At 59.8% G+C, this 19639-nt stretch carries 22 protein-coding genes and 3 pseudogenes; 10 read left to right on the top strand and 15 right to left on the bottom strand.

The features are described from left to right. Positions 1-11 precede the first annotated feature (11 nt). Genes trbJ through ACKWRH_RS27735 form a run of 6 tightly spaced genes read left to right on the top strand, consistent with a single transcriptional unit; the run spans position 12 to position 5180 of the window. Positions 12-761, top strand: coding sequence for a P-type conjugative transfer protein TrbJ (gene trbJ / locus ACKWRH_RS27760; RefSeq protein ID WP_445216096.1), 750 nt, complete (start codon positions 12-14; stop codon positions 759-761). A gap of 11 nt (positions 762-772) precedes the next feature. Further along, on the top strand, positions 773-1942 hold the full coding sequence (trbL, locus tag ACKWRH_RS27755) for a P-type conjugative transfer protein TrbL (RefSeq protein WP_445216095.1): 1170 nt from the start codon (positions 773-775) through the stop codon (positions 1940-1942). 3 nt (positions 1943-1945) lie between these two features. Continuing rightward, positions 1946-2650 carry a conjugal transfer protein TrbF gene (trbF, locus tag ACKWRH_RS27750; RefSeq protein ID WP_445216094.1) on the top strand — a complete coding sequence of 235 codons (705 nt, stop codon included), beginning with the start codon at positions 1946-1948 and terminating at the stop codon, positions 2648-2650. Between the two features lie 11 nt (positions 2651-2661). After that, positions 2662-3672: a P-type conjugative transfer protein TrbG gene (gene trbG, locus ACKWRH_RS27745; RefSeq protein WP_445216093.1), complete on the top strand. Its 1011-nt coding sequence runs from the start codon at positions 2662-2664 to the stop codon at positions 3670-3672. Continuing rightward, on the top strand, positions 3669-4952 hold the full coding sequence (locus ACKWRH_RS27740) for a TrbI/VirB10 family protein (RefSeq protein WP_445216092.1): 1284 nt from the start codon (positions 3669-3671) through the stop codon (positions 4950-4952). The genes trbG and ACKWRH_RS27740 overlap by 4 nt, the downstream gene beginning before the upstream one ends. A gap of 3 nt (positions 4953-4955) precedes the next feature. Then, positions 4956-5180 (top strand): DUF2274 domain-containing protein, encoded by a 225-nt coding sequence (locus tag ACKWRH_RS27735; RefSeq protein ID WP_445216091.1) that lies wholly within the window; start codon positions 4956-4958, stop codon positions 5178-5180. 86 nt (positions 5181-5266) lie between these two features. On the opposite strand, the gene ACKWRH_RS27730 is transcribed toward ACKWRH_RS27735, so the two are convergent. The 8 genes and pseudogenes from ACKWRH_RS27730 to ACKWRH_RS27695 all read right to left on the bottom strand — a co-directional run bounded on the left by ACKWRH_RS27730 (position 5267) and on the right by ACKWRH_RS27695 (position 11975). Then, positions 5267-5596: a hypothetical protein gene (locus ACKWRH_RS27730; protein WP_445216090.1), complete on the bottom strand. Its 330-nt coding sequence runs from the start codon at positions 5594-5596 to the stop codon at positions 5267-5269. A 76-nt stretch (positions 5597-5672) separates the two neighbouring features. Then, positions 5673-6042 (bottom strand): annotated as a pseudogene (locus tag ACKWRH_RS27725) (Hsp20 family protein); the annotation flags it as partial. A gap of 325 nt (positions 6043-6367) precedes the next feature. Beyond that, complete coding sequence (locus ACKWRH_RS27720) at positions 6368-7903, bottom strand: MFS transporter (RefSeq protein WP_445216089.1); 1536 nt, start codon at positions 7901-7903, stop codon at positions 6368-6370. A 297-nt stretch (positions 7904-8200) separates the two neighbouring features. Then, positions 8201-8422 carry a hypothetical protein gene (locus ACKWRH_RS27715; protein WP_445216088.1) on the bottom strand — a complete coding sequence of 74 codons (222 nt, stop codon included), beginning with the start codon at positions 8420-8422 and terminating at the stop codon, positions 8201-8203. A gap of 50 nt (positions 8423-8472) precedes the next feature. Beyond that, positions 8473-8967 (bottom strand): cupin domain-containing protein, encoded by a 495-nt coding sequence (locus ACKWRH_RS27710; RefSeq protein ID WP_445216087.1) that lies wholly within the window; start codon positions 8965-8967, stop codon positions 8473-8475. Between the two features lie 85 nt (positions 8968-9052). After that, the gene (locus ACKWRH_RS27705) at positions 9053-9541 is read right to left on the bottom strand and encodes a VOC family protein (RefSeq protein WP_445216086.1); all 489 of its coding nucleotides are present in this window, start codon (positions 9539-9541) and stop codon (positions 9053-9055) included. A gap of 35 nt (positions 9542-9576) precedes the next feature. Further along, complete coding sequence (locus ACKWRH_RS27700; RefSeq protein WP_445216085.1) at positions 9577-10446, bottom strand: alpha/beta fold hydrolase; 870 nt, start codon at positions 10444-10446, stop codon at positions 9577-9579. A 479-nt stretch (positions 10447-10925) separates the two neighbouring features. Continuing rightward, the gene (locus ACKWRH_RS27695) at positions 10926-11975 is read right to left on the bottom strand and encodes an alpha/beta fold hydrolase (protein WP_445216084.1); all 1050 of its coding nucleotides are present in this window, start codon (positions 11973-11975) and stop codon (positions 10926-10928) included. Between the two features lie 62 nt (positions 11976-12037). Between ACKWRH_RS27695 and ACKWRH_RS27690 the strand changes: the two genes are divergently transcribed. Continuing rightward, positions 12038-12625 carry a TetR/AcrR family transcriptional regulator gene (locus ACKWRH_RS27690; protein ID WP_445216083.1) on the top strand — a complete coding sequence of 196 codons (588 nt, stop codon included), beginning with the start codon at positions 12038-12040 and terminating at the stop codon, positions 12623-12625. 122 nt (positions 12626-12747) lie between these two features. Here the strand turns inward: ACKWRH_RS27690 and ACKWRH_RS27685 are convergent, their stop codons facing one another. Then, positions 12748-13182, bottom strand: coding sequence for a hypothetical protein (locus ACKWRH_RS27685; protein ID WP_445216082.1), 435 nt, complete (start codon positions 13180-13182; stop codon positions 12748-12750). A 502-nt stretch (positions 13183-13684) separates the two neighbouring features. On the opposite strand from ACKWRH_RS27685, the pseudogene ACKWRH_RS27680 reads away from it, so the two are divergent. Both ACKWRH_RS27680 and ACKWRH_RS27675 read left to right on the top strand, forming a co-directional pair. Further along, positions 13685-13934: pseudogene (locus ACKWRH_RS27680) on the top strand (recombinase family protein). Positions 13935-14556: 622 nt separating this feature from the next. Beyond that, positions 14557-14934: a hypothetical protein gene (locus tag ACKWRH_RS27675; protein WP_445216081.1), complete on the top strand. Its 378-nt coding sequence runs from the start codon at positions 14557-14559 to the stop codon at positions 14932-14934. Position 14935: 1 nt separating this feature from the next. On the opposite strand, the gene ACKWRH_RS27670 is transcribed toward ACKWRH_RS27675, so the two are convergent. Then, a complete protein-coding gene (locus ACKWRH_RS27670) occupies positions 14936-15178 on the bottom strand; it encodes a hypothetical protein (RefSeq protein ID WP_445216080.1) in 243 nt (80 codons plus the stop codon). 667 nt (positions 15179-15845) lie between these two features. Here ACKWRH_RS27670 and ACKWRH_RS27665 point away from each other — a divergent pair. Next, positions 15846-16244 (top strand): hypothetical protein, encoded by a 399-nt coding sequence (locus ACKWRH_RS27665; protein ID WP_445216079.1) that lies wholly within the window; start codon positions 15846-15848, stop codon positions 16242-16244. A 146-nt stretch (positions 16245-16390) separates the two neighbouring features. On the opposite strand, the gene ACKWRH_RS27660 is transcribed toward ACKWRH_RS27665, so the two are convergent. The 5 genes and pseudogenes from ACKWRH_RS27660 to ACKWRH_RS27640 all read right to left on the bottom strand — a co-directional run. Beyond that, complete coding sequence (locus tag ACKWRH_RS27660) at positions 16391-16594, bottom strand: cold-shock protein (RefSeq protein ID WP_354081238.1); 204 nt, start codon at positions 16592-16594, stop codon at positions 16391-16393. A 636-nt stretch (positions 16595-17230) separates the two neighbouring features. After that, complete coding sequence (locus tag ACKWRH_RS27655; protein WP_445216078.1) at positions 17231-18121, bottom strand: L,D-transpeptidase; 891 nt, start codon at positions 18119-18121, stop codon at positions 17231-17233. A gap of 19 nt (positions 18122-18140) precedes the next feature. Then, positions 18141-19175: an amino acid ABC transporter substrate-binding protein gene (locus tag ACKWRH_RS27650; protein ID WP_439035013.1), complete on the bottom strand. Its 1035-nt coding sequence runs from the start codon at positions 19173-19175 to the stop codon at positions 18141-18143. A gap of 106 nt (positions 19176-19281) precedes the next feature. Next, positions 19282-19461 (bottom strand): hypothetical protein, encoded by a 180-nt coding sequence (locus tag ACKWRH_RS27645; protein ID WP_445222627.1) that lies wholly within the window; start codon positions 19459-19461, stop codon positions 19282-19284. Between the two features lie 56 nt (positions 19462-19517). Beyond that, positions 19518-19637 (bottom strand): annotated as a pseudogene (locus ACKWRH_RS27640) (HupE/UreJ family protein); the annotation flags it as partial. Positions 19638-19639: the final 2 nt, after the last annotated feature.

Raw genomic sequence — 19639 nt, 5'->3', positions numbered from 1 at the left:
TGGAGTTGCCCATGCTGCGATCCCGCACGCGCGGATTCGTCTCGCGCCGTATGCTTGTCGTCACCGTCATCATCTCCGGCGTAGTCGGGGTTGAGGGACTGCGCCATGCACATGCTCAGTCCATCGTCTACGATCCCTGGAACTACAGCCAAACTCTGCTGAGTGCGGCTCGCGCGCTGGACCAGGTCAACAATCAGATCAGGAGCCTCGAGAACGAGGCGCAGGTGCTGATCAATCAGACGCGCCACCTCACGAGCCTGCCGAGCAGCGTCGTGGGCCAACTGACAAGCACGATCAATCGGCTCAACAGCCTGGTCGCGCAAGCGAAAGGCATTTCGTTCGACGTCGACAAGGCTCGTAGCGATTTCGAGCGTCTCTATCCGCGCCAGTACAGCGCTTCGTCTTCCTCCAACCTCATGGTGCAGGACGCAACGTCACGCTGGGACAACACCTATCAGGGGTTGAAGCAAGCTCTGGTGACACAGGCAACAATTGCCTCAAGTCTTGACGAGGACGGCCAGACCCTTCGCACGTTGATGGCAAATTCCTCCGCTGCCGTCGGATCCTTGCAGGCGCAGCAGTCCGGCAATGAACTGCTTGGGCTCCAGACCAAACAGAGTTTGCAGGCGCAGATATTGCTCCTGACTCAGGCCCGAGCGGAGACGTTACGGGCCGCGGAACAGCAGGCTTCCGTTGCCGCTGCGCAGGAGCGGTTCACGCGCTTCGTCGGGGACGGCCATGCTTACTCCGGCGGAAAGTAGGAGAAGACACCATGGCTGATCTCTCTGTCATCGATCGCTTCACCGAGACGTTCTCCCGCTACATCGACTCCGGTTTCGGACTTCTGTCGGGCGACGTCTCATTCCTGAGCTCGACCCTAATCGGTATCGACGTAACGCTTGCCGGACTTGCTTGGAGTCTGAAGGCCGACGACCATATCATGGTCACGTTGGCCAAGAAGGTTCTCTACGTTGGGGCCTTCGCGTTCATCATCGGAAGTTTCAAAAATCTCGCCGATATCGTCTTCGCTTCCTTCACCAGCATTGGGTTGAAGGCGTCAGGCGGCGCGCTCAGCGCGGCCGACTTGGCTCGCCCGGGCTTTGTCGCGGCAGCTGGGTTTACAGCAGCTCATCCTCTTCTGGAGGAGACCGGCCAATTCTCGGGCTTCGATGTCCTGACTAATCTGCCAACGATCTTGATCCTCCTGTTCTGCTGGATCCTGATCGTTCTCGCCTTCTTCGTGCTTTCCGTGCAGTTGTTCGTCACGCTCATCGAGTTCAAGCTGACGACGCTCGCAAGCTTTATCCTCGTACCATTCGCGCTGTGGGGAAAGACCGCCTTTCTGGCGGAGAAGACGCTCGGCAACGTGGTCGCTTCGGGTGTGAAGGTGATGGTTCTGGCAATCATCATCGGTATTGGCTCGACCATCTTCGGCCAACTGTCTGACACATTGACGCGGCCAATCGACATCGCATCGGCCATGAGCCTGCTCCTTGCGGCCTTGTCACTGTTCGGCCTCGGCATCTTTGGACCAGGCATCGCCGCTGGCTTGGTGTCAGGCGCACCTCAGCTTGGCGCGGGTGCGGCGGCTGGAACGGCCGCGGGCGCTGCAGCGGTCGTGATCGGAGGTGGCGCAGTTGCGATGGGCGGTCTGCGTGCTGCTGCAAGCGGCGCAAGCGGCTCTGTCGCCGCGGTCCGCTCTGCAGCTTCGCTTTCAGGGGCGGCCCAAGCCGGTACCCCGGCTGAGACCTCGGCCGCAAGTCAAATCCCGGGCGCAGGAAGTGGTGGCGCGACTGGCGGCGGAGCCTCTTCCGGGAGCGCTCGTCCGCCCGCGATGCCAAGTCGAGGGCAGGCAAGAGAGGCGGCGCAGGTTGCAGCTCATACCCTGAAAGAGGGTGACAGGGGTGCCCATTCGTCGGGTCCCAAGCTGGGGGAGGAATAGACCATGGCAGCTCACCCCTTTCAGCGCGCATCCGTGCGATATGGAGAGACGCCTGAACCGGTCACCGCCTACCAGAAGGCAGCCCAGGTCTGGGACCAGCGCCTAGGCTCGGCTCGTGTGCAGGCTAGCAACTGGCGGCTAGCTGCGTTGGCGGCTATCGGCCTCTCCAGCATTCTCGGTTTGACCATCTTCGCTCAAATTGCTCGATCCGGCGTCGTCCCTTACGTGGTCGAGGTCGATAGGCTCGGCGAAGTCCGCGCGGTTGGTCCAGCACTCGAGGCGTATCAGCCGTCGGACGCACAGATCGCGCACTTCCTGGCGCGATTTATCGAGAACGTTCGCTCGCTGTCGATTGACCCAGTCATTGTCCGAGCGAATTGGTTGCGAGCCTATGACTTCGTCACGGATCGCGGTGCGCAGGCTCTCAATGATTATGCGCGAGAAGCTGATCCCTTCACGAAGATCGGGTCGAAGACGGTGACATCTGAAGTCACGTCCGTCGTGCGTGCCTCCAGCGACAGTTTCGAGATCCGCTGGAAAGAGAACACTTACGAGAACGGCGTGATCTCAAAGACCGAGCGCTTTACCGGCCTCGTTACCACGGTCCTCAAGCCTCCCTCGGATGCCGAAACGCTGCGGAAGAACCCGCTCGGCCTCTACGTCCATTCCCTCAACTGGTCGCGTGACCTCATCGGAGACGCAAAATGAACTCTGTTGCCATGATCAAGCTCGCGTCGGCCAGCGTCCTGACGTTGTCGCTCCTGCTCGGCGGCTGTGCCACCAAGCTGAACCTCGAGGCGCCCTATGACGAGATGACGTTCGAGCGTGGCTTTCCGGAAGCGGATCCGCCAAAACCAGTTGCTGTTGTTGAAACGCCAAAGGTCTTGCCGCTGCCCGGTCAGTTGAAGCCGTATCCGACCAAGGCGGCGAAGGACGAGAAACTGCCTCCTGAGCAGGCGATCGCGAAGGCGAACAAAGAAGCCAGGATGGAGCCCACCAAGGCCGGATACATCAACGCAATCCAAGTCTATCCCTGGACAGAAGGCGCGCTCTACCGGCTCTACGCCAGCCCTGAGAAGGTCTCGACGATCGTGCTTCAAGCCGGCGAAGAGCTGATCGACGTCTCAACCGGCGATACCGTTCGCTGGGTCGTTGGCGATACCGCGAGCGGGCAGGGGACCGCCCGACGGGTGCATATCCTGGTCAAGCCGACACTTCCGGACATTCAGACCAACCTGGTCGTCCTGACCGACCGGCGCGCCTATCACCTTGAGCTCGTGTCCACCAAGCAGACCTACATGGCCTCAATTTCGTGGACTTATCCGACAGATACTCTTGTTGCTCTTCACAAGCAGAATGCCGCCGCTCAGGAGAATGAGGAGCGAGTCGCGGATCGAGGTGTGCGGCTCGATAGCCTGAATTTCCGCTATCGCATCGAAGGAGACGATCCGCCGTGGCGTCCGCTGCGGGCGTTCGATGATGGCCGAAAGGTCTATATCCAAATGCCGTCCGGTCTCTCCCAGGGCGAAGCGCCGCCCTTGTTCGTTGCTGGTGCCGACGGCCGGCCGAACCTCGTCAACTATCGGGTTCGCGGCTCGTACTACATCGTCGATCGGATGTTCGGTGCTGCCGAGCTTCGTCTCGGCGAAAATCCGCAGCGGACCGTGCGGATCATCCGCATCGACGCCCGGCCCGTGTCGCAAACCTTCAGCACCGGGAGTGCCTCATGACGAACAGCTCAATCCAAGATCCGCCAGAGCCCCTCGAACTACGCGCGCGGCCGCGGCCTGTCCGGCGCCTGAACAGGCGTGCATTGATGATCGGCTGCGCCGTTGCCGCGCTGTTCGTCGCCGGAGCGGTCATCGTCGCGCTCCGTCCTTTGCGAGTGTTCAAGTCGGCCGATCGAGCGGAGCTCTACAACACCGACCGGAAGCAAACGGCCGAAGGCCTCAGCAAACTGCCGAAGTCGTACGAAAACCTCACGCCTTCAACGCCTCGGCTCGGGCCGCCGTCGCCGGGGGACATAGGCCGTGCCTTTGCCGAAAATGAAAAGAGGGCAGGCGTGGGTTTGGACGGCGGCTTTCGGACTAGCCCAGAGGAGGACGCCGAGAGAACCGAGCGGATCCGGCAAACGCGCATTGCTCAACAGGCCAAGGAGTCCGCCCTGTTTGTCCGGTTGTCGGAAAAGCAGGAGAAGCGAAAGCAGACCAATACGACCGACGTGCCAGCAGCTACCCCTTCCGCCTTCAGACCGGCGACAGCCGACGCCGGGCCTTCGGCCGCTGATCTAGCAAAGACGGCTCAGGCCATGGTCGATCGATCCAGCGAAATTATTCCATCTTCGCAGGCGCGAAAGCTGGCCTTCCTGGCGGCAAAAGCCGACACAGAAACCACCAATCCTCATGCGCTTAAACCAGCTCCATCAACCTATGCCCTAATGGCGGGATCGATCATCCCGGCTAGCCTCGTGACTGGCCTGAATTCTGATCTGCCGGGGGCAACGATTGGCCAGGTGACCGAAAACGTCTATGACACCGTGACCGGTGAGCATCTTCTGATCCCGCAGGGGACCCGTCTCGTCGGCAAATACGATAGCGTCGTGGCTTTCGGTCAGAAGCGGGCGTTGGTCGTTTGGACGCGCCTCATCGTGCCGAACGGCAACTCCATTGTAATCGAGAGCCTCCCGGCTACAGACATCGCAGGCTATGCCGGGCTCGAGGATGAGGTGGACTTCCATACTTGGCAATTGCTCAAGGGCGTGGCCTTGGCCAGTTTGATCGGGGTGGGGACACAACTATCGCTCGGGAACGACGAGAGCGATCTCGTGAAAGCGCTGCGGGAAAGCGCGCAGCAGACGACCAATCGCGCTGGTCAGCGCCTGGTGGGGCGGGAGCTCGATGTGCAGCCGACGATCACGGTGCGGCCGGGTTGGCCGCTACGGGTGATTGTTTCGAAGGATCTGGTGCTGAAGCCGTACTCGGACTTTCAGGCGATGACGAAGGGCAAGTGAGGAATGAAGCTTGGAAAACTGCCCGATCGGACGCCGGTGAAGATGAGCGTTGTACTGACGCCGAGCCTTGCGCAACGGCTGAGAGAGTATGCTGACTTCTATGCCGAGACCTACGGAAATAAGGAAGAAGTGGTTGAGCTGATACCGTTTATGCTCGAGGCGCTTCTTGATAGCGATCCTTCCTTCAAGAGAAGCAGAAATGGCAGGGGTGCAAGAGCAAAGTGGTAGCCGCGATCAGTAATGCGGGGGACCGCTAAACCTCGGCGCTCGTCCGTACCTAGCCAATGGGCTGTGCGCTCCGGCCAGCAAGCTGATCAGTGGCAATTTTGGGTTGAATTGAGCGGCCAGGCGAGCACATAATGTCGCAACTGAGTGAAATTTCTAAGCTGAATAGTTGGGCGCAGTAGAACTACGCAAATATCGTCGATGGTGACTGGCGCTTTCAGTCCCGTCGGTGCCCGCAAGGACGGGGAGGAGGCGATGGCCGATGCGTCGGACGCCCAGGATGCCAAAATGGCGCGTTTCTCCGAGGTCGACAGCGAAGGGGCGGCCAGCACATCCCTCGGATGATCGAACACAGTCCCGGGATGCAGCATGGCGTTGAAGTCGATGAGGTTATCGTCGGAAGCGGTCCTCGGCCGCATGGTATCCTCCATTCCGTAGACGAGTTGGATGCCGCGTGTCGGCTGACGCGCGGCGTTGCTCGATGGGGTTGAATTGGGCCGCTTTGGCCTCGATCTGGTGCGTTGCCTGAAGACGTTGCGCCGGCAATCGCGATGCGGTGCGGCTTCATGGCCTCCGGTATTTCACGAACCAATTCGATCTTCAGCAAGCCGTTGTCGAACGTTGCGCCCTTGACCTGGACGTAGTCCGCCAGGTTGAACTGGCGTTTGAAATGACGGGTCGAGATCCCCCTGTATAGAAGCTCGCGCTCGGCCTTCTCGGTCTTGCCGCCCTCGATCGTGACGACATTCTGCTCAGCCGTGATGAAGACTTCGTCGGGCGAGAAGCCCGCCACCTCTAGCGTGATCTGATAGCGGTCTTCGGCCAGCCGCTCGATATTGTAGGGGGGATAACTTTCCTCGGTAGCGGCTTTCCGTTAGGGCGCGTGCGGCTTCGCCGCACCGGGCTCTCGTGAACCGAGCCGCTTTGCGTATAGCCTCGGAATTCCAGCTTCAAAGGCCCAATTGCCCACAATGGTGAAGATGATCGCAGGCTTGTTCATCTGGCCCGGATGTCATCATCGCTTCCACAGTGAAGCCTGGCGCAGCTTGGGTTTTGTTCAAGGGGATATAGCGGACTAGATTTGCTCACGTTGAGTTCTTCGCATTTTGACCCAAGGCGGACTTCTCTAGTGTTGTGGAACGATCCTGCACCAAGTTGTGTAAGTCAGATATCTGGTCGCCAGCAGCATCTTAGTTGCTTGCACGTACACTGTCCGGCTCGATCCACACCCAGCCAGCGAGACCGGCCAGTGCGGCACAACTCGCGGGCACCAGCATTGTCACATGTAGTGCACGCTCGAATGCGGCAATCGCCTCCGCGTTAGCGCCGGGCTGCCCAGACATCACGACGTTTAACGCTTCGATGGCTTGCGCAGGCGTCGTTCCGGTAAGATGATGCGAAAAATCATCAAAGAACACCGCCCCGAGCGCGGCAACCGCTAGCAACCCAGCTACTCGAGCGACCGCGTTGTTAACGCCCGACGCAATGCCGGCGTGGGCTTTACCGGCGGCGCCCATCACGGTTGACGTCAGCGGCGGAACCGTGATTGCCATCCCCGCGCCCAGCAAGAGCATCGACGGAAAAACGCCGACCCAGTAAGATTGTTGCCTGAGATCGATGAACGCGAGCATCGCTAACCCGCAGGACGCAATGACGGGCCCAACAGTGAGCAGTAGGCGCGCCCCCAAACGGTCAGCAATCGCTCCAGCGAACAATGACCCGAATCCCATTATCAGGGCAGAAGGCAGCAACGCCGCGCCGGCTTGTGTCGCCGAGTAGCTACCAAGGCGGATCAAGCCGAACGGCAGATAATATAGCGCGCCTCCGAGCGCGAAGTAGAGCAACAGCGTCAATACATTCGTTGCTGCAAAATTGCGTGATCGATAGAGCGACAACGGCATCATCGCCTGCTTTTGGAGATGAGCTTCGATTGCGACGAATGATGTTAGGAAAGCGCTTCCTACTCCCAGGGCGGCCAGCACTGTTTTGTCCTGAAATCCCATCGCTGGGATGGCGCTCAAACCCCATGTAATCGCAGCAAGGCCAAGCGCCACAGAGGCGGCACCGCCCCAGTCGAGCTGGTTCGCCCGGGGATCTTTGCTTTCGCAGCCGAAACGAAGCGCAAGCCCAGCTGCGGCAATGGCGAGCGGGACATTGAGGAGGAAGATCGCCCGCCAGGATACCTGATCGACCAACCAGCCTCCCAACAACGGACCCGCTGCCATCATCAATGCTGCTGCGCCCGCCCAGATCCCGATTGCCTGACTCCGCTCTTGCTCGCCGAAGGTTGCCCCTAGCATCGCCAAGCTAGCCGGCACTAACAGTGCGGCCCCCAAACCTTGAACGGCGCGGCTGACGACAAGCACCACATTGTTCGGTGAGAGCCCGCATGCGATCGAGGCGACGATGAATACCGCAACGCCCAGAATAAAAACTCGACGTCGGCCATAAAGATCTGCCGCCGAGCCACCGATAAGCACGAACGCGCCGAGCAAGAGCAGGTAGGCGTTGACGATCCACTGCGTCGCGGTCGCATCCGCATGCAGCGCCTGCTGGATTGCCGGTAAAGCGATGTTCACTACTGAGCCGTCGAGCAACGCCATGCTTGACCCGACTATCGTGGCGATAAGCGTCAGCCACTTGCGTCTCTGTGACAAGGCTGCATCAAAAGCCGGTGTTGCCTCGATAACACCGGCGTCGCAGGGCGCTCGCATGAATCCAACCATTGGACGCTCAAGAAGGAGGTTACGCCGGCTAGCGCGCACTTGGAGTACACCATCCGCAACCTGTTGGTCGTTGCCACCATGTCTGACAAACGACCCGCTCAGCTCAGCTCGTAAAAGGTCGCGCTTTTAGCCCTGAGCTGAACAACGCTAATACGCTGGATCTCGGCGGCAGAGCCTGTCGAAGCTCGGATGCACTACTTCTTCTGACCAGTTCTCGACAAGTACCGGCGGACGCTCACACCGACGGTTGACACCGACCAGGCACCACCATGGTGTAGGCCGGGAGAGGGCGGCCGATCAATGACCGGTCGCCTTGATTTCGTGCGCTGTGTCTACGTTGAGAACCACTCGTCGGCCTTCCAACATCATGTGCGCGTCTCTCGTATCGCTGACAGGCAGGACCGCACCAACGTATGTCGTCAGTTCGCCACGATCAATGAGTTCGGCGATTACGCGCAGCCGCTCCGTGGTCACGTCAACCCTGGGGCGGCGCTCGACGTCGCCGCCCACTCTGATCATGCCGAGCCCCGTGCACTTGGCTTGGCATCTCCAGCTCTTGCAGAGAGACCTCAGGGTTTTCGCGTCGGATCGTCGCCCGGCTTTTCGTATACCGTATCGGTTGGCCCGGTACCCGTGAGCATGACGATCACGGGCTCATTACCGGTCATCGCGAAATGCGGCTCGTTCGCGGGCTCGGTGTAGACTGAACCGACGGGGAGCGTCTTCAGCTTGGCCTTGTCGAATTCACTGCCGTAGCCGAAGTGCCAAGTGCCCGAAAGTACCGTACCAACCCGATCGCCGGCATGGTGATGCGCCGGGATCTGCGCTCCGGCCCCGACCTTGAGAAGCTGCGTGTAGATCCCCGGCTTGGAGGCATCACCGAGGATCGTGACCACCTCGACCTTGGCATTGCCGGATCCACCGGCGCCGCCGGTCGCGGGCGCGGCCGTTAGCTCCGCGAGCGTTTTTGCGTAATCGGGAAGCTTGGGGGCAGCGGTCTGCGCTGACGCTGCCGTTGCGGCCAGTGCAATCGCCACGCTGGCTATGACTCGCGAGATCTTCATTACTCATCCTTTCTACTTTTGTTGAAGCGAAGTGAACTCTGCTGTTGTCCGTCCTCCCGCCGGGACGTTGGGCTTGCGTCGTCGCCTATTTCGGCGCGTCCTCCGGGAGTTGGAGAAGCTCGATCGTGACCCCGTCGGGGCCGCGCACGTAGATCAGGCGAAGCCCGTTGCGCTCGCCGGATTGAACGGTCTGGACCTCGCCGACCGGTAGCCATCCAAAGCCCGCGATATGGCCAAGCAGCGCATCGATGTTTTCGACATAGAAGGCCAGATGGACGGAGCCCACGTCCGATGATCTTGGCCGGTAGGCCGGCCGTTCTGGAGGCGAGGTGTATTCCAGGAGTTCAATGCTATGGCCCGGGCCTTCGACCATCGCAAGGCGCATGGCCGCGCCCGGCACACCGACCAACTGCTCGATGAACGGTCCGGGTTCGAACGTCCAAGTGTAGAGGTGACGGAAGCCCATCGCATCGACCCAAAATCTCAGCGACTCGTCCAGCGACGCGACCGTGAATCCCGTATGGTCTACGCTCTTGATCCTGAACGCCTGGCCGCGCGTCGATAGGCCGGCCATGGACGCATCGGTTGTCTGGCTACTGTTCATGGCGATCAGCCATCATATTTCGGCCAGAACTCTTTCAACTGGCCGACGACAAACTCGGGATTCTCCTCGAAGACCCAGTGTCCGCACTGTTCGATGACGCCGCCCTGCACGCTGTTGGCGATCGCCTTGGCGCACTCGAAGCAGTGATCGCCGAACGATCGCCGGCCACCCCACGACAGCATCGGCACGGTAAGCTTGCTTCGGGTCAACTCCTTCGTCTGTTCGGCCATCTGCGGAATGTAGCCATAGTGATTGAGGCTCGCGCGAAGATTGCCCGGCTGCCGCATCTGCATGACGTAGAACTGGACTTCGTCCTCGGACACCGCATTCGGATTGTAGGCGAAGTCGCGGAAGAAATGCCGCAGATACTGCTCTTCGCGTCCCTCAATCAGGAACCTCGTGATATCCATGTTCATGTGCATGCCGAGGTGCCAGTAGGGCACGCGCGGATCCACGTACCCGGGGTGGCTTAGTCCGAAGAACGGGGTTTCGATCGTGGCGAGCGACAAGGCTCGGTCTGAAGCCAGATACGCCAACGCCAACGACGGCGGGCCGCCCAAATCGTGACTGAGAATGTGAAATCGCTCGACGTTCTCCGCATTCAAGAGCCCGATCATGTCTTCGGCGATGGTCTTCGGCTCATAGCCTTCATGCGGCTTGTCGCTGTCACCGTAGCCGCGAAGATCCGGCGCGATGAACGAATATCTGTCACCAAGCCGCTCGATGATCGGCAGGAACTCGCGGTGGTTCTGCGGCCAGCCATGCATGCAAAGCACAACCGGGCCGTGGCCCGCCGTGACGTAGTGAAGCGTGACACCATTGGTCTTGGCGCGCTTGTGCGTCAACTCGACCGAGTTGCTTCTAGAATCTTGCATAGCGAACCTCATCGTTGGACTTGCTTCAGGATGGTGCGAAGTGGCCGGCCGTCACGTTACCGATCGCCGGTTGCTGATGGAGCACCCTCGAGGCGATCAGCAACACAATGGCTGCCATTGCGACGGATGTGTACGGTGTGGCCAACAGAGCGGCGTCTCTCAACACGGCGAATTCGATGGTGCCACTAACAAAGGTCGCAACCGCGATATCATAGTGAGCAGGAGGCATTTCGCTTGCCCTGATGTGAGTGTGCGACGCCGGGAATCTCCGACGAAAACAGTCATTCACCTTGCAGCGCGAAGTGCGATGCAACTGTCGAACCATGTCATTCTCTGCCGGTGCTGCTTGAACTGGCTGCACCAGGCGAACTGCGAGGCGGTAATCAAAAGCGCCGTGGGTCTAGTTGGCGCTCTATCCGAAGTCTATCGAGATCGCACTGAATCCGAACTCGATCGCATGCGAGCCGCGAATGGCAGCCTTACTTGCCGTCGATAAGCGGGACAATGATGCCGATGGCCTGTTGAGGCTGCTCCTCCATTATCCAATGTCCGGAATTGGCTATGACAGCACCGTTGACGTTGCTCGCGACATCGGCCAACTCTGCGCTCATCAATGTTCCGAAGGAACGATCGCCACCGATAGCCAAGACTGGCATCCGCAGTTTTCCAGTCTTTGCGAACAGCGCCTTGTTGTCCTCGCCGTCCTTGGTGAAGGCAGCAAACTGTCCGCTAAAGGCGTCGTGGATGGCACCTGCACGAGCGTAGAGCGCCGCGTAGTGATCTCGGGTCTGTTCGTCGATCGCAGCGGGATTGGCTGACAGATCGTTGTAGAAGCGATCGAGCAGGATGCGCTCGCGGCCGGCGGCCAGGCGCTCGACATCGGGACCTCGGAAATTGAAGTGCCACAGTTGGGGATTGGTCAGTTGCGCGTACCAGGTGCCGAGTCCGGGGAGCGGCGCGTCCATGGCAACCCATTTGATGATGCGGTCAGGATACTGGGCCGCCAGCGCGTAGCCGACCATGTTGCCGATGTCGTGCGTGACCAGAACGACCTCTTTGATCTTCAATTGGTCGAGAATGGCGGTGAGATCACGCGCCTGCGCGACCTTCTCATATCCACCCTCAGGATGCGACGACAAGCCCATGCCGCGCAGATCGGGAATGATCACCGCGTGATCCTTGACAAGAGCCTCTGCCAGAGGCTGCCACATATCTCCCGTGTCGCCGAAGCCGTGCAGCAACAGGACCGCCGGCCCTTGTCCTCCGATGCGGACGTATTGGGTGCCTCCGGTCACAGACATCTGCTGCGCGCGAAAACTCGACGGGAATGGCTTGATCTCGGCCATCGCCGCGTTGCCAGCCAAGAGAGTTAGGATGACAGTCATGGCGCGAAGAACACTGGATAGTTGACGGAACGAACGCGACACGGGCGGCTCTCCAATCTTGGTGATACACGACACGGCGGCCGGGCCCTCTTCAATGTTGATGTTCAGCGAAGATATTATATACTGCTCGGTATAGATCGACACAGGAGACCGGCAGGTGTCAACTCAAATGTTTGCTGGGTGTTATTATGGAAGGAAGGACCCGAATGGCGAATGGTCGACCGCGCGAATTCGACACCGAAGTGGCCCTTGATCGCGCAATGGAATTGTTCTGGCAAAAAGGTTACGAGGGAACGTCGCTCTCCGATTTGACTGAAGCTTTAGGCATTACGCGCCCGAGCCTTTACGCCGCCTTCGGCAACAAGGCGGCGCTGTTCCGAAGTGTGCTTGAGCGCTACGAATCGAACATCGTGACGTACAGACAGAAGGCGCTCAACGCTGCCTCAGCGTATGACGTAGCGCGTGAATTGCTGGAAGGTGCTGCGGATCTCTTCGGAGACAAGCGAACGCCGGCCGGCTGCCTCGGAGTGCAGGGCGCGTTGGCGTGTGGCGAGGAAGCAGAACCGATTCGCCAAGAGTTGATTGCTAACCGAGCCGCGGGCGAGCGTGCGCTCCGGCAACGTCTCAACCGCGCAAAAGCTCAGGGCGATTTGCCCGCGGACAGCAATCCGGCCGGTATCGCTCACTTCCTGTCGGCAGTCGTTTACGGGATGGCCGTTCTGTCCGCAGGCGGTGCAAACCACAAGGAGTTGCTTCAGGTCGCCGAGATGGCGCTGCAAAATTGGCCTGGGTGACAGAAAGGAGTTTGGGAGCAGGGTTTGCGATCCGCTGTTGGCCCCAATGCGAAGTGCACGATGTCCGCTATTTGGTCGCTATCGGCGGAAAAGCGGACGTCGCACACAATCCGCGGGCGGTCTTACTGGGCTAGAAATCTGAATGCGACAACCAGTGCCACTATGCCCGCCAAAATCAGCAGTGCCGGGAGGGATTTTTGGGTCATTGGGCTCGTCGAATGGTGCGCAACCGATTGACCGGGTTGAGGTCTAGGCGGTCTCTGGGACCGCACGACTTTGCCCTCTGCCGTTGGCGTCCGAGCCTTTGGTTCCGGTGCTGCGCCTACGCCTCCCATCTCGCTGTAATAAGCGCTGTAGACCTCGCGAACGGCTAGGGCCGTGGACTCGGCCTCGCTCATTGTCTCGAGCCGAGTTCGATAGTTAGTCAGAAAGCTTTGGGCGCTGGACGGCAGGTTATCGAAACCACCGAGCTTGGCCATCATGAGCCAGGTGGCAAAATCTGCCTCAGCCTTGGTGCGCGCTTTCTTGGCGATGCTGGCGTTGGAGCTAGAGGACATGGTGGTCCATTTGGTTTGAACTCGGCCGCGAATCTGTTCATCGACCCCATCCGCGCGGCGGGAAAGGCAATTGGCAATCCAATCACAGTACTGACGGCGCGGGAGAGTTCAAACGCGAAACTTACCAACTAGTCGGCTCCTGGCCCAGGTTGTAGCGGACTGTGCAGGCTAGCTAGGGTAGGGCTCACCCCTGCCGATGCCCCAACGGCAGTAGCCAACATTCACTAGTGGTCCAGTTCGACTCCAATTAGCACGCTCTGGATGCATACTCCGCGACGCACCATACGAACAGTAAGTCCGGAAACAACGTCTGCAGGCCGATTCTCTAAGATCTGCGGATATCCACTCCTCCGCATTTGACGATTCACCACATTGGTATCTCTGCGGAATTCTACTTTGCGCTTCCAGCTCGCGTAATTTGCTACGGTGATAAACTACGGATGCCTTCATTCGAAGGAGTCTTACATCCGTACGCACTAGCCGCCGAGCTCTGCGGATCGCCGTGCTCGCTCCGGGCGATGTCATCTTGGCCACACGAATTGATCGCTTGGCGCGATCAACCCGCGATCTGTTGAATCCGGTTTCGGAGATCAGTGAGCGAGGCGCGTCGTTGCAACGCGCACGGTCGTCTGATCCTGACCGCGCTCGGCGGCCTCGCCGAGTTGGAGCGTGAGCTGATCATCGGATGGACCAGCGAGAGCCGCACGCGTGCCAAGGCCAAAGGTAGGCAGTTCGGCCGCCAGCACGCTTGAGCGGCCACTAGCAAGCGGAAGCGATCCAGCGTCATCGTGACGCTGAGATCGGCGGCAAGCTGGCGCGATCCTACGGGGTTCACCACTCGATCATCTCGCGTCTGGTCACCAGGTTTAGAGCGGGAAGGGGTTCTCCATCCGGGCCCGAATTCGAGCAGACGTTCGGAAATACCGGAAATTATGGCTGGCTGCGCCATCATTGGCCTCAATTGCATCGACAAATTGCGTTACTGATTCGTCAGTGAGCCGGCGTCTCGCAATCGGTTAGTCTTTTGGCCTTTGAACTCACAACTCACCGACGCGAATGGCGTGCAATGGGGCCCGGACTAGCCGGGCCTTTTTTACTTCGTGGGTGCCCTCACTGCACCGTCGAGCCGCCGCGCCGTGGAGCCCCATGGGGATGGCCCGGCATCATCGGCGGGATCACAAGACCGTCAACGGGCAATGATAGCTCGGTTTGCTCAAAGCGTTGGCGCATCGGGACAATTTGCCATTGGGCGGTCGGTGAAATGGCCGGGCGACGAATCCCCACCTCGACCGGGAAGGAGTGGGTCCAAGGTTAAGGAATGATTAAGTCCAGTCTGGGAGGTTGCCCGGGGGGCGACCTGAAACGAGGCCCATCATGTTGAGCCTAAAGGAAGCTGCCACGGTATCCGGGGAATTGAACATCGGCCAGATCGACACCGCCGAGTTGCTGTTGCACCGCGTATACGCCTTTGGAGCAGCCGAGGGACATGCCGCCGACCTGTCAGTGGGGCAAGACGCTGCGGGTTGGGAACGGGCGGAAGTGGCTCTGCTACAGGCGCAGATCGACACCCAGTGCCAAATTATCAAGCTGCTCCGCAACGAATTGTCAGACGTGAAGAAGGATCGCGACGCCTGGCGCAGTCGGGCTGACAGGCTGTGTCAGTCGGTTTCGACTGATCTCACAGCCAGCCCGCGCCCAGGATCGTTTGCGGCATCTCTCCAGCAGCGTCGTATACATTTCCGGCAGCATTGACTCAAACAATTGGCGCATGGCCCGCAGCCTTACCGGCATTCCTTTCGCCCTCGCAGCGCGCCGCCTCGCTCGCCGGGTTTTTCAACTTGCGCCAGTTCTTCGATGGGCCGCTGCGGTAGGGCGCGTCGACCCAACCCGATGCCTTGACGATGTGGTCCTTGGCCGTGTTGTCGTTCTCCGAGGCGTCATGGGAGGAGACGAACGGATCTACGACGAGGTGATCGATTTGCCGCGCGACGAGCACGGCGACTAGGGCATCAACGATCGGCTTCGAGATCGTGGTGTCTGCACGATCGGTGGGGGCCCACGCCGCATTACTGGGCCGAAAACTACGGTCGTGATGCTGCGATGATGACCGGGGCAAGGGTCGTTGTTATTGCCCCTAGGCGGGCTAGGCGGGCAGTAGCTCGCGCTCGTTCCGCGCCGCTAGGAATCGATACTTTGCAGGCTCGATGGGACGCCGCTTTGATCGCGGGATTGCGGCCTCAAAAGATCGCCTTCGGCCAGATGCGCGAGATGGCCGTGCCTGGCGTCCTGGTCTATTGCCGCGGACTAGCGCTGCGGCCATTACGTTGCACTCAGTGCGGATCAATCTGGCGTGCGCATCGTCCGATCATCGTCATCCCGGCTCACGCTCCGCTGCGTTAATGCCGCAATCTGCGCGATGTTATGCTCGTCGCAGAACGGGAGTTTCTCGATGCGCAAAATCGCCGTCACCGTCTTGTTTGCCCTGATCGCCGGCGGACGAGGATCGGGCTGAGCGCGCCTAACGCTCCCTCAACAATGTTCCGAACCAGAAGCCGGTCGATCCGTGGGGAACTGCCGCAAAAGCCTACGGCGAGTCGCGCCGATGCGGTGTGTCGCGATCGACACTGTGGACAACAAAGCGCCCGTAGCGCTACGCGCAAGGAATGACAGATCGGGGCTGGGGCCGCCCATTTTACGATCCGATCAAAGTGCCTGGCGGCAAGCTGGTGACGCTGCACGATGCCGGCGAGAATATCGCTGGGCTTCTACCGCACGATCCGATCAAGGCGGCAGCCCGTTATACAACCAAATATCTGATTTTTCATTTGGGTGCCTACCCGGCAACCCCTAATGCAAACGCGCACATCGTCGCCCCACACACGGCCCTTGGTTTGAGAATTCGAGATGCATCGATTGTTGCATGCCTTGTCGTTATCGGGGCATTTGGACAAACAAGCTGCAAGGCCAAGTCGCTCGCCTTCGGAAAATGTCGCTTCTTGGGCGATTGCGAGCGTCGTCGTTGTCGCCGCAATATAAAGGGTGAGCGCGAATGCGCTCTTTAGGATTTCTGTAGCTGACATTATTTCCTGCCTCTGTTTGAGACCTCGGAAAACAGCGTACGCCGGACACACCACCAAGACGCAAGGCGCCCAAGAAATATCGGATCGTGAAGTAGCCCGCCAGCGTGAACCGGCGGGCCTCGCAAACTCTATCCAACCCGAAGATTTCCGGCGGATTCCTTGCCGCGGTCCGTGACTAGTTCATAGCTGACCTTAGCGCCCTCGTTGAGGCTGCTCAGGCCGGCCCTCTCAACGGCCGAGATATGGACAAATACGTCTTTGCCGCCTTTGTCAGGTTGAATAAACCCATAGCCTTTTGTCGCGTTAAACCACTTCACCGTCCCTGTAGCCACGTCGATTCTCCCCATTAATTCGAAATTTGAAAGGATGGGGTTAGAAATCTGGCGAAACAAAGGGCCCGCTATGATGAACCGGAAAGCGGTGCGCTCAACGACGGGCCCTAATCCGCCGACGATCTAATGGCCAGGAGAGCGTTGAATGGCAGAACGGGGTTGGGGGCGGCTGTTCGAAAGTCCGATTGAGGTAGCCGGCCGTAAGCTGGTCACATTGCGCGATGCCGGCCGATACATCACCTCGCTTAGGACGCTGGGGGGCAAAAGCGTTGATTGCGCCCAATCTCGATGGGGGCCGGTCTGCCCCAAGAAGCCGATATGGCCACACGCTTGGCCAACGGTCGGCTAAGGGCCGATTGAGTTGCAAAAGTCTTTTTGAGGTGACGAACGAAAATTCTTAGAGCCGTTGATGCGTTTTACGCGCGGCGACGTGAGGGACCATATCGTTTCATCCGAAATCGACCACGGACCTTCGTAGCGGAGCTGAATAGCGACGCCGCAGCGGAGAAGTCTAAAAATCTACTTTCGCGAGGTTTTTTGGGCCGTTCGATTTTCGACTTTTGCAACACTATCGGCCGTGTGTGGACGTAAGGCGTTGTCCAGCCCACCCTGACTCCTGCCTATATCGCGAGTTGTTTAGGTGATGAAGACGACCCGCGTTTCCAGCGAAACCCGCCGGTACAAATCCTCGACGTCGTCGTTCACCAGCCGAATGCATCCGGAAAAGACGAGATGGCCGATCGTCTTCGGCGAATTCGTGCCGTGGATGAGCAGTCCGGGCTTGTCGAGCAACAGTGCGCGGGCGCCGAGGAAACTGCCGGGACGGCCGGCCGACGCCTGCAAGGCTTCGGTGTCCCTGCTACTCGTAGCGGAAGGCTGCCAGTCCGGCCATTCCAGCTTGTTTGCGATGCGGAAGAAGCTGCCGCCCTTCTGGCAGGCCTGCGCGATCCCGATGCCGTAGCGGCGCGCGGAATTGTTGTTATCGATTAGGTAGAGAAAGCGGTTTTCGCGGTCGACCACGATCGAGCCGGGAACGACGGTGGTCCGGTAAAAGACCACTTGTCGCTGTAGCGCGAACGGCAGGCCTTCGCCTGTGGAGCCGCCATCGACGCCAGGCTTGAGATCCGCCATGACGGCCTCTTCGCGCACACGCTGCACCTTGGGCGGCGGCGATGCGGCATTGCTGGCAACAATGGCCGGTCCTTTAATAGCGACATAGACGTAGAGCAAGGCGGACGCGGCGATGGCAGCAACGAGCGCAGCCGCGCCGATGGCGAGCGGCTTCCAGTTCCTCCCCGTCGACAACACCTCGTTGATTTCAGCCGCGGCGTTCGCTTCCTCGGCGGCCATGTCATCCTCGATCCGCCGGATGGCGTCCTCCAGCGCGGCGGCGTGCGACGACGCGGCCTCGCGCGTGAGGTGGGATCGCGTGATCAGTCCAAAGGCGTCCTTGTAAATCCGGTCGCGCGCCGTGGCGTCTTTGCCTGCGACGGCTTTCGTGATCAGCGCATAATAATCCACGTCCATGGTCGGCCCCCAAAAGGAATTATCTGACGGGAGGCGCGTACTGAATTCCGCCCTGCGTCCAGAGCCCGTTCAGTCCGCGCGGGATACTGAGCTTCGACTGCGTTCCAACATTTCTCTCGTAGATTTCGCCGTAATTGCCGACTGCGCGCACCGCGCGAGCGGCCCAATCCTTTGTAAGGCCCAGTTGCTCGCCGAACTCGCCTTCGCCGCCGAGCAGGCGCCTGATGTCGGGATTTTGCGATTTCGCGGCGTCGTCGACCGTTGCCGACTTGACGCCCAATTCCTCGGCATTGATCACCGCATAGAGTGTCCACTTCACCAAGTTGAACCACTGGTCGTCGCCTTGCCGCACCGCGGGCCCAAGCGGCTCCTTCGAAATCACCTCCGGCAAGATAATGTGGCTGTCAGGCGCGGACAGCTTGAGGCGCTCGGCGTAGAGTTGCGACACGTCGCTGGTCAGCACGTCGCATTTGCGATCATCATAGGCTTTTCGGCTCTCTTCCGCGGTGTCGAGTGCCAGCACCTTCAGTGCCATGTCCTTGGTGCGAAAATAGTCCGTCAGGTTCAGTTCGCTGGTGGTGCCGGTCTGGGTGCAAACCGTCTTGCCTCCTAGCTGCAACGCGGTGTCGATCCCGGTATCCCGCCGCAACAGAAAGCCCTGACCGTCATAATAGGCGATACCGGCGAACATCAGACCGAGCGAACTCTCCCGCGACATCGTCCAGGTCGAGTTGCGCGATAGCAAATCGATCTTGCCCGACTGCAGCGCCGCGAAGCGGGAGGTTGCATCGAGCGGGGTGAACGTCACCTTGGCGGGATCGCCTAAAATCGCTGCCGCAACCGCCCGGCATATGTCGACATCGAAACCGCTCCAGTTGCTCTTGTCGTCCATGCTGGAAAATCCCAGCAGTCCCTGGCTGACACCGCAATTCAGCGAACCGCGCTCTTTGACGGTTTTCAGGGTCTGCGCGCGGGCGGGATGGCTCCCCGCAACAATCATAGCCATCAACACGACGGCCGCGAGGATGATGGGGCGCTTCCTGAAGTCGGGCATGCCAGTCTCACGACAAGTGGTGGCCACAGCGTTTTGCGGCCAAAGGAATGTCAGCAGGCTAGCACAACCCGAACGACTACCAATACGCTGCAGAACGGCGCGGCCTTCAGACGAAAAACGCATAGGTCCCCTCGATCAGCCAAAAGGCCGCCATTGTCCCGATCGCGTAAGCCACAGCAAAATCTAGCCGATTGACCGCCTGTGGGACCAATGTCGGCTTCGCGTAAAGTGCGATTGCGCGGCAGAGAATCCAGATCGCCGCCATAATCGCGGCGACGAAAGCCATTGTCCGATTTCTATGCCGAGAGTGAAGAACAGAAGTGCGACCGGAAGCGAATGCTGGGGCAGTCCAACTTCGGCCAGCGCCGCGGCAAAACCGAGTCCGTGCAGCAGCCCGAAAGAGAATGCGATCAGCGATGGCCAGCGCGCCGCGAACAATGGTCTGCCGCGCCGCCCGTTCACGT

This window comes from Bradyrhizobium sp. Pa8, from assembly GCF_052588265.1.
The sequence above is the reverse complement of the archived record's forward strand: the minus strand, read 5'-3'. Positions and strand labels throughout refer to the sequence as shown.